The sequence below is a fragment of the Arthrobacter sp. UM1 genome (genome assembly GCF_020483305.1).
In the GTDB taxonomy this organism is placed as follows: domain Bacteria; phylum Actinomycetota; class Actinomycetes; order Actinomycetales; family Micrococcaceae; genus Falsarthrobacter.
On record NZ_JACWAB010000004.1, the window covers coordinates 43,248 to 56,796 of the forward strand.

The following is a 13,549-nucleotide window of genomic DNA, read 5'->3' on the forward strand; positions in this document are numbered from 1 at the left end:
GCCCAGCTCAGCGGGGCGGCTCGCCGCTCCCCCGCTCCTGTTCCGGCTCCGGCTCCTGCTCGGCCTCGGCCTCCAGCTCGCCCTCCACCGTCTCCGGACGCGCGTGCCGCGGCACGGGGCCGTCTTCCGCGGCCGTGCCGCCCTCAGGCGGCTGTCCGCCCTGGCGTGCCGCGTCCTCCGCCCCGCGGCCCGGTTCCGCTGGCTCGTCTTCAGAGCCTTCGCCCTCCGCAGCCGCCGCGAGGTCGTCCTCGAGCTCGTCCCGCATGAGGTCCCGCGTCCGGCCGTTCGCCGTGCGGTGGGCGGTCCGGGCCACGATGTGCGCGGTGATGGGGACGGTCACGAGCTGAAGGGCCCAGACGAGAGCGAGGAAGGGGACGATCTCCCACCGGCGGACGGCCAGGCCCACCGCAACGAGGGTCATGAGCAGGCCGATGACCTGGGGCTTCGACGCGGCGTGGAGCCGGGTGAGCACGCTCGGGAAGCGCACGATGCCGATCGCCGCGGCCAGCACCCAGAAGGTGCCGGCCACGAGCAGAAGCCCTGCAACGGCGTCGAAGACGAGGCCGCCGGTCATGAGCCCTGCCCTTCCTTGCGGGCCGCCAGGAAGATGGCGAAGGACAGCGAGGACACCCACGCCACGAGCGAGAGCACGATGAGCAGGGTGAGGTGGTCCACGCTCTTCGTGGAGACCATGTAAACGGCCAGGGCGCCGCTGAACGCCGTGACGAGCACGTCCACGGCGATGACGCGGTCGAGGAGCAGCGGCCCCTTCTGCAGGCGGACGATGGTCACGAGCGAGGCGACGCCGAGCAGCGCGCCCGCGATCACGGTGCAGATCTCGAGGAAGCTCATACGGCTGATCCCTTCGGGGCGGCGTGGTCGGCATGGTGCGCGCGGGCGGCGGCCTCGCGCTCCTCGGCCCTCTCCCGGGCCAGCCCGACCTCGTCCTCACGGCCCATGATGTCGAGGATGCGGTACTCGGTCTCGTGCGCCTCGGCGATGAAGGCCTCCGCCTCGGCGTCCGTGGAGACCCCGAGCACGTGGACGTAGAGGACGGACTCGTCCCGGTAGACCTCGCAGACGATCGAGCCGGGGACGATCGCGAGCGCGTGGGAGACCGCGGTGATGATGAGGTCGTCATGGGTCACGAGGTCCACGCGCAGGATGGAGGACTTCACCCGCGGGCCCTGGGCCACCGCCAGCATGAACACCCGCAGGGACGCCTTGAGGGAGAGCCACGTGATCCGCACGAGCATGGCCAGCGCCTTGAGGGGGCGGAAGCGGCCGGCCAGCTCCACGGGCGGGAGGCGGAACACGTGGGCGATCACCCACACGAGCACGAGCCCGAACAGCAGGCTCGCGGGCCGCACGTCCTGGCTCAGGGCGAGCCACACGACGATCAGCCACGCCAGGAGCGGCAGCTCCTTGCGCAGCGGCACGGGCCTGCGCCGCCGGGCAGCGGTGGGGACGTCGCTCGCCTCCGGGTCCACGTCCGGGTTCTCGTGCGGGTGGTGGCCGTCCTCGTCGGGACGGCCGAGGTCGTCGAGGTGCCGGTCCCCGTGGTCGGCGAACACCTCGTCCGCGGGCGGAGCCTCGAGGGGCTGCTCCTCGTCCGGGCGCTGCGTCATCGGCTGCCTCCCTTCCCGCTCGGCGCCGCCTTCGGCGCGCTGCCTCCGTGGTCCTGAGGGATCTTCTGGAGACGGTCATGCCCCAGAACGGCCTCGATGTACGGCGTGCGCGCGTTCATCTGGCGGGCCGCGTTCTCCGAGAGCGCGTAGAGCGGGCCCGCTCCGACGGTCAGGGCGAGGCCTGCGACGACGAGAGCCGTCGTCGCCCCCAGCATCGAGGCCGTGGCGGGACGGCCTGGGACGTCCTCCTCCACGCCGATCTCCGCCTCCGCGGCCGTGGACTGGCCGTGCTCGCGCCAGAACGCGCGGTTCCATACGCGCGCCACCGTGAGGAGCGTGAGCAGGGACGTGACGACGGAGACCGCCACGAGCACCCAGCCGAGCGGCGAGTCCAGGGCGATGCCCGCGTTGAGGAGCCCCACCTTGCCCAGGAAGCCGGAGAGCGGCGGGATGCCTGCCAGGTTCATCGCCGGGATGAAGAAGAGCAGGGAGATGAACGGCACGGACTTGGCGAGGCCGCCGAGGCGCTCGATGTTGGTCACGCCCCGGACCCGCTCGATCAGGCCCACCACGAGGAAGAGCGAGGTCTGGACGATGATGTGGTGCGCCACGTAGTAGACCGCCGCCCCGAGGCCGACGACGGACCCCGTCCCCACGCCGAACACAAGGTAGCCGATGTGGCTGACGAGGGTGAAGGAGAGCATGCGCTTGATGTCGAACTGCGCGAGCGCGCCGAGGATGCCGACGAGCATCGTCACGCCGCCGACGGCCATGAGGATCGCGTCGAAGTCCTGGCCGGGGAAGAGCACCGTCTCCGTCCGGATGATGGCGTAGACGCCCACCTTGGTGAGCAGGCCCGCGAACACGGCCGTGACCGGCGCGGGCGCCGTGGGGTACGAGTCTGGCAGCCAGAAGGAGAGCGGGAAGACCGCGGCCTTGATGCCGAACGCCACGAGGAGCAGGGCGTGCAGGGCCAGGTTGGTCGAGTGCGGCAGGGCGTCCAGCTTGCCCGCGACGTCCGCCATGGTCACGCTGCCCGTGGCCCCGTAGACGAGCGCGATGGCGATGAGGAACAGGACCGAGGACACCACGGAGACCACCACGTATGTGAGGGCCGCGCGGATGCGGGAGTCCGTGGCACCGAGGGTCATGAGCACGTAGCTCGCGGTGAGCAGGATCTCGAAGCCCACATAGAGGTTGAAGAGGTCCCCCGCGAGGAATGCGTTGGAGACGCCCGCCACGAGGATGAGGTAGGTGGGGTGGAAGATCGAGACCGGTCCGTCCGATTCCTCCTCCTCCGCGTTCTGCCCGGTGGCGAAGACGAGGACGGCCAGGGACACGAGGCTCGAGACCACGAGCATGAAGCTGGAGAACTGGTCCACCACCATCGTGATGCCGAACGGCGGGGCCCATCCTCCGAGGTACACGGCGGTGGGGCGTCCGCTCGCGGCGGTGGAGACGAGCAACGAGGACTCGAGCAGCAGCGTCATCGAGAGCGTGATGATCGCGATGAGCCGCTGGACCCGCGGGTGGCGGGCCACGAGGAACGCGACGGCGGCGCCGAGGAACGGCAGGGCGATGGCGAACGGAGCGGCGGCGGTGGTGTCGATCATCCCTCGTGCTCCTCCGTGAACTCGGTGCCCTCGTGGCGGACGTCCGCGTCCTCCTCCGCGTCATAGGAGGGCTTGGCCGCGACGGCGGCGTCCTCCGCGTCCCGCTCCAGCTCGTCCCGGCGCCGGATGACCCAGGTCCGGTACGTGATGCCGAGCATGAACGCCGTCAGCGCGAAGCTGATGACGATCGACGTCAGGATGAACGCCTGCGGCAGCGGATCGTTGTAGTCCTGCGGCGCCACGCCCTCCTCCACGAGCGGGGCGACCCCCGCGTACCCGCCGGTGGCGAGGATGAGGATGTTCGTAGCGTTCGTGAGCAGGATGAGGGCCAGGAGGATCCGCGTGAGCGAACGGTCCAGCAGCAGGTAGATGCCCGCCGCGTAGAGCGCGCCCATGAGGAGCAGCAGAGTGAGGTTGGCGCTCATGCGCTCACCCCCGCCCGGTGCTCGCCCGGCTCGTGAGCCGCGTCCTGGTCGCCGTCCGCCTGGTGGTCCCCGCCGGCGTCCTCCAGGGCCTTGCGGGCCGCGAGCCAGTCGAGTCGCGAGCCGAAGCTGCGGAGCACGTCCGAGACGAGGCCGACGACGATGAGGAAGACGCCGATGTCGAACACCGTGCTCGTGGTCAGCTTGACCTTGCCGAGCACCGGGACGTCTGCCGAGACCATGACGGCCTCGAGCACGTGCCCGCCGAAGAAGAGAGGGACGATGGCGCAGAGCGCGATCACGCCGAGCCCCCAGCCCAGCATGGTGCCCGCCGAGACCGGCATGGCCTCGTAAAGCTCGTACCGGCCGCCCGCGAAGTAGCGGACCGCGAGCGCCATGCCCGCCATGAGGCCGGCCGCGAAGCCGCCGCCCGGCTCGTTGTGCCCTGCGACGAGCAGGAAGACGGAGACCACGATGAGCGTGTGGAAGAGGAGGCGGACCACCACCTCGAGCATGACGGACCGCGAGCCCGCGTCCAGCGTGTGGCCGGCCGTGATCCAGGGGTTCTTGGTGGCCTCGCCGAAGCGGTCCGCCCCGGAGACGGTCCCGCGGTGCACGGCCCCGCTGGCCACGGAGGAGGAGAACCCGGCGTGGAGCTGCTGGTCTCCGCGGCTGTTGACGAAGATGAGGCTCGCGACGCCCGTGGCCGCGATGGCGAGCACCGAGACCTCCCCGAACGTGTCCCACGCGCGGATGTCCACGAGCGTCACGTTGACGATGTTCGCGCCCCCTCCGCCCTGATAGCTGAGGAACGGGAAGTCGAGGGAGACGGGCTTGGCGCTGCGGGCGTTCATGGCCAGCGCGGCGAGGAAGACCATGCCGGCCCCGAACCCCAGTCCCAGGACGGCGCGGACGGTCTTGTGCCGCCCCTGGCCCGCCTCGCCCATCCGGGCGGGCATGACGCGCAGGGCGAGCACCACGGCGACGGTCACCACCGTCTCCACGAGGACCTGCGTCAGCGCCAGGTCCGGAGCGCCCTGGAGGGCGAAGACCACGGCCACGCCGTACCCGCCCACGGAGACGAGCAGCACGGCAAGGAAGCGCTTGTCGGCCCCGAGCGCCGCGATCGCCGCGACGACGACGGCCGCGGCCACGACGATCTGCGCCCCGGAGTCCGCCGTGTGCCAGTGCAGCGCGGGCAGCCCGCCCCGAGGGGCTCCCGCGAGCGCCGCCGCGACGGGGGCCGCCACGGCCACCGCGAGGATGATGGACACGTAGAACGCCACGGAGCCCCGCTGGGTGCGTCCGGTGAGCCAGATCGCGAGGTCGTCCAGAAGACCGATCCCCTGCCGGTAGGCCCGCTCCGCGTCGAGGCGCCGAAGGCCCCGCAGGCGGTCCGAATCCACCGGGGCGCCGAGGGCGTCCTGGAGGCGGGAGACGGGCCGGCGGCCGAGCACGAGGAGCGCCCCGAGCGCCCAGGCGACGGCCGAGAGCCCGAGCGCGGGCGTGATGCCGTGGAAGAAGGCGAGGTGGGCGAGCGCCGGCTCCTCCCCCTGGAGCGCCCCGGCCGAGACGCCCACCCCGTGGGCGAGGACGTCCACCGGCTCGGGCAGCAGACCGAAGACGAGCGTGAGCGCCGCGAGCGCGGCGGGCGGCAGGATGAACGCGGCGCTGATCCGCTGGATGATCCGCGAGCCGTCCACGTCGAAGAACCGCCCGTCCCCGAACGCTCCCATCATGAACCGGGCGCTGTAGGCCACGGTGAGGACGGAGCCGAGCACGGCGGCGACGAGGGCGGCGAGGGCGTGGAGCTCGTGCGCCTCGTGGAGGAGCGCCTCGAGGACACCCTCCTTGGCGGCGAACCCGAGCGTGAGCGGCAGGCCCGCCATGGACGCTGCGGAGACGAGCGCCGTCCAGAAGAGCACCGGCGCGCGGCGCCCCAGGCCGGCGAGCTCGCGGATGTCACGGGTGCCCGAGCGCTGGTCGATGACGCCGACCACGAGGAACAGGGCCGCCTTGAAGAGCGCGTGCGCCACGAGCAGAGCGATGCCCGCGTGCAGGAGCTCCGGGGTGCCGAAGCCCACCGCGAGCGTGAGGAAGCCGAGCTGGCTGACCGTGCCGTAGGCGAGGATGAGCTTGAGGTCGAACTGCCGCAGCGCCCGGTATCCGCCGAGGAGCATGGTTCCGGCCCCGAGGGCCACCACGAGCCAGCGCCAGGCCTCCGTGTCCCCGAACGCCGGGGCGAACCGCGCGAGCAGGTAGACGCCGGCCTTGACCATGGCCGCGGCGTGCAGGTACGCGGAGACCGGCGTGGGCGCGGCCATGGCGCCCGGCAGCCAGAAGTGCCCCGGGACGAGCGCGGACTTCGAGGCGGCCCCGAGGAAGACGAGCACCCCCGCGGCCGTGAGGAAGGGGCTGTGGGCGTCCGCTCGTCCGCTCGCGACGGCCTCGAGCACCCCCGAGATCCGCATGGTGCCTGCGGACTGCGCGAGCATGAGCAGGCCCACGAGCATGGCGAGCCCGCCTGCTGTGGTCACGAAGAGCGCCTGCAGCGCCGCCCGGCGGGCCGTGAGGCGTGTCCGGGCGAAGCCGATCATGAGGTAGGAGAGGATCGTGGTGGCTTCCCACGCGATGAACAGCACCATGAGGTCATCCGCCGTGACCAGCAGGAACATGGCCGCCGCGAACGCCGTGAGCTGGCCCGCGAACATGGCCTGCCCCACGGCCGTGCGGCTCGCCTTGAGGAAGTACTGCGCGCAGTACGCGAGCACCAGCGATCCCACGCCGGTCACGAGCAGCGCGAGCGTGAGGGAGAGGGAGTCCATGCGGAAGGCCAGGCTGATGCCGAGCTGCGGGATCCACGCGAAGGACTGCTCCCGGACGCTCTCCGGGTCCGAGGCCCAGAGCCACGCGAGCCAGCCGAAGACGAGCGCCGGCGCCCCCGCCAGCCCGTAGAACGCGCGGCGGCCGAACGCCCTGTAGGCGAGCGGCGCCGCCAGGGCGTTCGCAGAGAGCAGGGCGAGGGCGATGAGCAACGCGCGGTCCTTACTGACCGCGGGGGCGGCCGGATCGTTGGCGTGGAGAGTCCATTCTACCGGTCCGGGTCTCACGGGGCCCTGCGCTGTCCACAGGCTGAGCGCAGACCGCGTATCCTCAGCCCATGAGCCACATCGCCCCCGGTCGCCCGCGCTCGCAGGCCTCCCCCGTCCCCCGCCGGCGCGTCCTCGCCTGGGGAGCGTGGGACTGGGGGTCCAGCGCCTTCAACGCGGTCATGACCACGTTCGTCTTCACCGTCTGGCTCGTCTCCCCGCAGTTCGGAGATCCAGACCGGTCCTCGGCCGTGCTCGGCTGGGCCCTCGGCGCCTCGGGACTCGTCCTCGCGCTCCTCGCGCCCGTGCTGGGCCAGCGCTCGGACGCGGGCGGACGGCGCAAGCTGTGGCTCGTGGCGACCACGCTCGTCGTCGTCGCGCTCTGCGCCGCCGGAGCCTTCGTGCGCCCGGCGCCCGAGTACCTCCTGCTCGGGGTGGGGCTCATCGCGGCGGCCACCCTCTTCTTCGAGCTCGCCTCGGTCAACTACAACGCGATGCTCGCGGACGTCTCCACGCCGGCCACGGCCGGAAAGGTCTCAGGCTTCGGCTGGTCGCTCGGGTACTTCGGCGGGATCGCGGCGCTCGTCATCGTGCTCTTCGGGTTCGTCAAGCCGGTCCTCGGGCTGCCCGTCCCCACGGAGGACGGCTGGCCCTTCCGCCTCACAGCGGTGTTCTCCGCCCTCTGGTTCCTCGTCTTCGCGCTGCCGCTCTTCTTCCTCGTCCCCGAGACACGGGCGGACGAGCCCCGGGCCGCGAAAGTCTCCGTCCTCGAGTCCTACCGCATCCTCGGGCGACGCCTCGCGGGCCTCTGGAGGACCGACCGCCACGCGATCTGGTTCCTCGCCGCCTCCGCCGTCTTCCGGGACGGGCTCGCCGCCGTCTTCACGCTCGGCGGCGCCATCGCCACGGTCACCTTCGGCTTCACCCAGCCGCAGGTCATCGTCTTCGCCATCGCGGGCAACATCGTCGCCGCCCTCGGCGCCCTCCTCGGCGGCCGGCTCGACGACCGCCTCGGCCCCAAGCGCGTCATCCTCGGCGCCCTCGCGGGCCTGCTCGTCGCGGCGGGCTTCATCCTGGCGCTCAACACCCGGACCCTCTCGCTCGGCTCCTTCACATGGTCGGCGACGACGACGTTCTGGGTGTTCGGCCTCTTCCTCTGCCTGTTCGTGGGCCCCGCCCAGTCCGCGAGCCGCTCGTACCTCCTGCGCCTGGCCCCGGAGGGCAAGGAGTCCGAGTTCTTCGGCCTCTACGCCACAACGGGCCGTGCCGTCAGCTTCCTGGCGCCGAGCCTCTTCAGCCTCTGCATCGCGATCGGCGGGCGGCAGATCCACGGCGTCGTCGGCATCGCGCTCGTGCTCGCGGCGGGGCTCCTCGCGCTCCTGCCGGTCCGGGAGCCGACGGTCCGTCCGGAGACCTGAGGCCGCGGGGTCCTGAGCCGCCCGGAGCGCCTGCCCCGAGCCCTGAGCCGTCCCGGACAGCGGAAGAGGGCCTGTCCAAACCCCCACGTTGGACAGACCCTCTGAAACCCCCGCTCGGGGCGACCTCTCGAAACCCCTGCGGTGTCCCGGTCTCCCGGGCACATCTCCATCCAACCCCACCCCGCCTCGGAGGGGGTGACATCAATTCAGGTGAAAAAGCAAGCCCTCTGTCACCCAAACGGATGACACGGCGTCAGCGGATGGGCGGGATGATGCCCAGTTTGATCGCGGCCGTGCGGATGTCGTGCTTGGTCCCGGCCTGGAAGCCCTCCTGGATGAGCTTGTCCTTAGCACGGCGGAGGTACGTCTTCACCGTGGCCTCCGAGAGGTGCATGACCTGGGCCACGTGCCGCCCGGCCATGCCCGAGGCGTAGAGCCGCACCACCTCGAGCTCCTGCGCGGTGAGGTTAGCGTTGGGCGCGCGGTGGATGAGGATCTCGAGCGCCTGCGCGAGCCGCCGGGACACGTGCTGACCGGGCCGCCGCTCGCCCCGGCCGTCCGCGGTGATGCGGAACTCGTCCGTGGTCACGATCCGGACGGCCTCGACGAGCTCGTCCACCGGGTCCTGCTTGTGGACCACCCCGGACGCGCCGGCCTGGAGGGCGCGGAGGATCTCCTCGTGCTGGTCCCCCTGCGTGTAGATGAGCACCCGCGTGCCCCAGGCGAGCAGCCGCTTGGTGTTGTCCGTGGGGGTGGACGAGTCCGCGAGCCGGATGTCGAGCAGCACGGCGCACGGCGGCTCGGCGAGGCTGCGCCGGAGCCCCTCGACCGTGTCCGAGGTGGCGACGACGTCGATCCCCGCGTCCTTCTGCCCCAGGACGGCCCTGAGGCCGTCGCCGACGAGGGGGTGGTCGTCGACGACGCCGATCCTGATCCGACCGCCGTTCCCCGCGTCGCTGTTCAGGGTGCCGCTGCTGCCGTTGAGTGTCATCGTGCCTGCCCGTCCTCCCGGACCCGGTTCTGCGGGGACTCCGCAGGCGCCTTCGCCTGCTCGAAGAGGCCCTGCTCAAATGTTAGGTGCGCCACGCCGTCGTCGCGAAGCACGGCCGTGCCATCTGGAAGGGTTCCGAGAGAGTCGAGCCAGGCCCCGGCGCTCGGCCCGAGGAACGCGACCGAGAGCTGGCCCACGCCCGGCTGGCGGCGCAGGGAGAGGCTGTCCTCCGCTGTCAGACGGCGCACCGCCGAGGCCATGACCCGGCGCGCGCTGAGCGGTACCTCGCCCTGCTCCGGGCGGCCGTCCTGGAGCTCGACGACAGCTCCCCGGCGCCGCGCCAGTCGGACGGCCCTGCGCAGGGTGTCGTCGAGGAGGGCGCGCGAGGCGAGCTCGTCCCGCAGCGTCAGGGCGCCGAGGTCCCAGCGGCGCCGCTGGGCGGGCGTGATCTCCGCCCCGTGCCGGAGACCGGCGATCTCCGCCAGGTGCACGGCCGACTCCGAGCGCATCACCTCCACGTCCCGGCGCTGCCGCTCGGCCGCCTCGCGGCTCAGCTCCGCCTCGAGGTCCTGCTGCATGGTGAGGCTCGCGAGCCCCAGCTGGCGGTCCGAGATGTGCCCGAGCAGGGAGAGGGTCCACGCGACAGCGGCCGTCCAGACCACCGGCGTCGCCACAGAGCTGAGCGCGTACCCGAAGCCCATGGCGAATCCCCCGTGCCGCAGGGCCCCGAACCCGAAGGCCGCGGCCGCCGCGACCGCGAGGGCGCCGGCCGCCTGCCGGCGCTTGCCGTAGACCACGAGGAGCGAGGCGAGCACCGAGGCGTGCCCCGGCCACCAGTTGGCGTAGGAGTTGAGGTCCTGCGGGCCCAGGGCGAAGACGTTGACCGCGGCTCCGACGAGCACCGAGGCGACGGCCGCCGCATTGGCCCACGGCAGCGAGGCCCCGGTCATGCGCACCACGGCGATCCAGAGGCACGGTCCCGCGATGGCCGCGAGCCAGATGCCCGGCCCCCAGTCGGAGCGGCCCGTGTTGGCCAGCCCGAAGACGACGTGCAGGCCCAGGTACCCCCAGAGGAACGCGAGGATCGGGCGGATGGCGGCACGGAAGATCGGGGTCACGGCCGCGCCCCCTCCTCCGGGACGGCCCATTCGAGCCGCACCGACGTGCCGCCGCCCTCGCGCGAGGAGATCGCCGCACGGCCGCCCGCTCCGGCCATGCGGCCCGTGATCGATCCGCGGATGCCCATCGCGCTCGGCCGGACGTGGCGCTGGTCGAAGCCGATCCCGTCGTCGGTCACGGTCACCGCGATCCCCTCCTGCGTGAGCAGCGCCGCGGCCTCGATCTTCTCCGCGCCCGAGTGGCGCACCGCGTTGCGCAGGGCCTCGCCGCAGGCGGCGACGATCGCGGTGACGGCGGTCGAGTCGTAGTCCTCGCGGGCGGAGCCGGACTCGACGCTGAGCACGGCGCCCGGCGCGATGCCCTGGACCACGGCCGAGAGGCGGCGGGCCACCTCGCTCGCCGTCGTCGTCGAGGCGGATTCCACCGGCGCGTTCATGAGGGCGAGCGTGCGCCGGGACTCGGCGCGCAGCCACGGGCTGCTCTCACCGTGCGTGTTGGCGGCGGAGCGCAGGACGTTGATGACGTGGTCGTGGACCAGGGTGTCCCAGTGCGTCCGCTCGAGGAGGGCTACGGACTCGCCCTGGACGGCCACGGTCCTCGCCCGCGCTTCCGCTTCGGCCTCCTCGACGGCGCGCTCGTGGCGCTGGATGGCCCGCACGACGAACCGAAACCCGATGCCGTGGAAGCCGAGGGCCAGGACGGCGCAGAGGATGTCGAGCGGCGACTGCTCCGACGCGAGCAGCGGCACCGCCACGGCGTACACACCCACGAAGACGAGAGGCCACGCGAGCTGCCACTCCGTGCTGATGCAGAGGACGAGGAAGAAGATGACCGGGCCGAACGCCGCCCCGGGCAGGTCCACGCGGACGCCCACCCAGGCCATGAGCACGGTGAGCGCGGCGAGAAGCACCGCCGCGAGCGGCGGAACGACCCGCACACGGATCCTCTCGAGAGACTGGAGGACGCACAGCACGAGCATCCCGACGCCGACGGCGAGGACCGCCGCAGCCGTGGCCCCGCGGGCCGGTGTGGAGGGCCAGGCGCGCATGAGCCCGGAGACCTGCAGGCCGAGGAGCGGGAGCCCCACGAACGCGCAGATGAGGGCGGTGACGCGGTCGATCGAGTTGACGCGGCGGAAGACGCGGCCGCCGGGCTCGTCCGGGTCGAGGGGGCCGAAGCGCGGGCCGATGGCCCAGTCCGCCATGCGGCGCTGCCCTAGCGCTCTCCGGCCGGCTCGGCCTCCGCGGTCCGCCCGGAGCCCCCGGCCGAACCGGAGCCGACGGCCGAGACGTCCGTGCGGTGGAACCCGAGGTGCGAGCGCGAGGCCGTGGGCCCCCGCTGCCCCTGGTAGCGGTTGCCGTAGGCGCCCGAGCCGTAGGGGGTCTCGGCGGCGCTCGAGAGCTGGAAGAAGCAGAGCTGGCCGATCTTCGATCCCGGCCAGAGCTTGATCGGCAGGGTGGCCATGTTGGAGAGCTCGAGCGTGACGTGGCCGGAGAAGCCCGGGTCGATGAAGCCTGCGGTCGAGTGCGTGAGCAGGCCGAGGCGTCCGAGCGAGGACTTGCCCTCGAGGCGGGCCGCGACGTCGGTCCCGAGCGTCACCACCTCGAACGTGGAGCCGAGGACGAACTCCCCCGGGTGCAGGATGAACGGCTCGTCCGGATCCACCTCGACGAGGCGGGTGAGCTGGTCCTGGTCCTGGGCCGGGTCGATGTGCGCGTACTTGTGGTTGTCGAAGAGCCGGAAGAAGCGGTCCAGGCGCACGTCGACGCTCGAGGGCTGGACCATCTCCGGGTCGAGCGGATCAAGGCCCACGCGCCCGTCCGCGAGCGCCGCGCGGATATCACGATCTGAGAGCAACACGGTGCTCAACCTATCAGGAGGGGCTGGAGACGCTGTTGCGGTCCTCCTCTCGCCCGTTGACGGCCAACTCCCGACCCCGGTATACTGAGTGCATTCTGCCCCGCCTCCCGCAAGGGATTGGCGGGGTTTTTTGTGAGGGGAGTCCTGTTGGGCGTGAAGCCAGGTCCCGCCGTCGAGAGCGTGACAGTCCTGATCGACTATGAGAACGTCCACCCTCAGCGGGGATGACTTCGCCGAAGCCCGGGACCACACGGACTACACCCGAGGCTGAGTGGGAACAGCTCCCTCAACGGACGATCCTCGGGCTGTCGCTCCCGTCCGACGCTGTTGCGGTCCGCCCGCGGATCGTGATGTTCTCGGAGCATGACTGAAAACCTCGGCCAGAACGACGCCCAGAACGAGTCCGCCAGCGAGGCTCCCACCACCCTCAACCCGCTGGAGGAGGCTCTGGCCAAGGGCCAGACCGGCGAGATGGAGCAGACGGACGTCATCCTGGCGTTCCTCAACTCCAACGTCCTCCTCCTCTCCGCCAAGGACCCGGAGCAGGATCCGGAGGCCAACCTCGAGCCCATCGCCCTCGAGAGCCCTGACGGACAGCCCATGATCGCCGTCTTCTCGGAGATGTCCCGCGTTCCCGCCGAGCTCGGCGAGCAGGCCCCCTACGGCGTCACCGTCCAGGGCGCCACCGTGGTCAACTCGGTCACGGACAACACGGGCATCATGCTCAACCCCGGGTTCGAGCTCGGCTTCATGATCGAGCCGTCCGGCGTCCAGATGATCCGCAACGACTTCCGCCCGGCCTCCGAGGTGGACGCGATGAACGCGCAGGGCGGACCGGCCTCCCAGGGCGGCCAGGGCCCGGCGGGCACCGGCTCGGACGAGGCGCACCCCGTGCGGCCGACGAACGATCCGGCCGGCTTCTGATGAACCTCGAGCCGGCCATCGACGCCGCGCGCTCCGGCCTCATGGAGGACGTGGAGCTGATCGGCGTCTTCGCCGACGCCCCGATGTTCTACGTGGGGCAGCTCGCGGACGAGGACGACCTCTCCAGCTTCCAGCCGCTCGTCCTCGCTCCCCCGGCCGAGGCCGGCGCCGAGGCCCAACAGATGGTGGTCCTCTTCACGGATCCCAACCGCATTCCGGAGGAGGCCCGCGAGCGCGGCTCCATGATGCTCCAGGTCACCGGGCGGCAGGTCCTTGAGACGCTGCCTGAGGGCCTCGGCATCGCCATCAACCCCGGCGGGGATCCGAGCATGGAGCTTCCGGCGTCGTCGATCCCGGCGGTGCGGCAGGCCATTCCGGAGCCGCCTGAGGACGAGGGCCCGGGCGCAGAGGGGCCGCAGACGGAGGGACCGGGCTCCCAGGGCTGATCCCCTGGGCCGCCCGGCCCCGCTGCCGTTCTTCGGCTG

The 13,549-nt window shown here is 71.9% G+C and carries 13 protein-coding genes; 3 read left to right on the forward strand and 10 right to left on the reverse strand.

The window, feature by feature from the left end:
- Positions 1–7: 7 nt before the first annotated feature.
- From mnhG to H9I38_RS06690, 6 genes are read right to left on the reverse strand one after another with little or no spacing between them, the layout of a single operon-like run.
- Positions 8–574 carry a monovalent cation/H(+) antiporter subunit G gene (gene mnhG, locus H9I38_RS06665; protein WP_226337987.1) on the reverse strand — a complete coding sequence of 189 codons (567 nt, stop codon included), beginning with the start codon at positions 572–574 and terminating at the stop codon, positions 8–10.
- The gene (locus tag H9I38_RS06670) at positions 571–852 is read right to left on the reverse strand and encodes a monovalent cation/H+ antiporter complex subunit F (RefSeq protein WP_226337988.1); all 282 of its coding nucleotides are present in this window, start codon (positions 850–852) and stop codon (positions 571–573) included. Before H9I38_RS06670 ends, mnhG begins: the two co-directional genes overlap by 4 nt.
- Positions 849–1,628, reverse strand: a complete 780-nt coding sequence (locus H9I38_RS06675) for a Na+/H+ antiporter subunit E (protein WP_226337989.1) — start codon at positions 1,626–1,628, stop codon at positions 849–851. The genes H9I38_RS06670 and H9I38_RS06675 overlap by 4 nt, the downstream gene beginning before the upstream one ends.
- Complete coding sequence (locus H9I38_RS06680; RefSeq protein ID WP_413463530.1) at positions 1,625–3,238, reverse strand: Na+/H+ antiporter subunit D; 1,614 nt, start codon at positions 3,236–3,238, stop codon at positions 1,625–1,627. The genes H9I38_RS06675 and H9I38_RS06680 overlap by 4 nt, the downstream gene beginning before the upstream one ends.
- Complete coding sequence (locus tag H9I38_RS06685) at positions 3,238–3,666, reverse strand: Na(+)/H(+) antiporter subunit C (RefSeq protein ID WP_319002208.1); 429 nt, start codon at positions 3,664–3,666, stop codon at positions 3,238–3,240. Before H9I38_RS06685 ends, H9I38_RS06680 begins: the two co-directional genes overlap by 1 nt.
- Positions 3,663–6,698: a Na+/H+ antiporter subunit A gene (locus H9I38_RS06690; protein ID WP_226337991.1), complete on the reverse strand. Its 3,036-nt coding sequence runs from the start codon at positions 6,696–6,698 to the stop codon at positions 3,663–3,665. The genes H9I38_RS06685 and H9I38_RS06690 overlap by 4 nt, the downstream gene beginning before the upstream one ends.
- A gap of 125 nt (positions 6,699–6,823) precedes the next feature.
- Between H9I38_RS06690 and H9I38_RS06695 the strand changes: the two genes are divergently transcribed.
- Positions 6,824–8,170: an MFS transporter gene (locus H9I38_RS06695; protein WP_226337992.1), complete on the forward strand. Its 1,347-nt coding sequence runs from the start codon at positions 6,824–6,826 to the stop codon at positions 8,168–8,170.
- A 253-nt stretch (positions 8,171–8,423) separates the two neighbouring features.
- Here H9I38_RS06695 and H9I38_RS06700 read toward each other — a convergent pair whose 3' ends face one another.
- From H9I38_RS06700 to dcd, 4 genes are read right to left on the reverse strand one after another with little or no spacing between them, the layout of a single operon-like run.
- On the reverse strand, positions 8,424–9,161 hold the full coding sequence (locus H9I38_RS06700; protein ID WP_226337993.1) for a response regulator transcription factor: 738 nt from the start codon (positions 9,159–9,161) through the stop codon (positions 8,424–8,426).
- Entirely contained in the window at positions 9,158–10,279 is a 1,122-nt protein-coding gene (locus H9I38_RS06705; protein WP_226337994.1) for a hypothetical protein, read from the reverse strand. The genes H9I38_RS06700 and H9I38_RS06705 overlap by 4 nt, the downstream gene beginning before the upstream one ends.
- Positions 10,276–11,484 (reverse strand): sensor histidine kinase, encoded by a 1,209-nt coding sequence (locus H9I38_RS06710; protein WP_226337995.1) that lies wholly within the window; start codon positions 11,482–11,484, stop codon positions 10,276–10,278. The genes H9I38_RS06705 and H9I38_RS06710 overlap by 4 nt, the downstream gene beginning before the upstream one ends.
- A gap of 11 nt (positions 11,485–11,495) precedes the next feature.
- Positions 11,496–12,140: a dCTP deaminase gene (dcd, locus tag H9I38_RS06715; RefSeq protein ID WP_226337996.1), complete on the reverse strand. Its 645-nt coding sequence runs from the start codon at positions 12,138–12,140 to the stop codon at positions 11,496–11,498.
- A 363-nt stretch (positions 12,141–12,503) separates the two neighbouring features.
- Here dcd and H9I38_RS06720 point away from each other — a divergent pair, with 363 nt between their 5' ends.
- Together H9I38_RS06720 and H9I38_RS06725 are read left to right on the forward strand one after the other, a co-directional pair.
- Positions 12,504–13,064 (forward strand): SseB family protein, encoded by a 561-nt coding sequence (locus tag H9I38_RS06720; RefSeq protein WP_226337997.1) that lies wholly within the window; start codon positions 12,504–12,506, stop codon positions 13,062–13,064.
- Entirely contained in the window at positions 13,064–13,510 is a 447-nt protein-coding gene (locus H9I38_RS06725) for an SseB family protein (protein ID WP_226337998.1), read from the forward strand. Before H9I38_RS06720 ends, H9I38_RS06725 begins: the two co-directional genes overlap by 1 nt.
- Positions 13,511–13,549 lie beyond the last annotated feature (39 nt).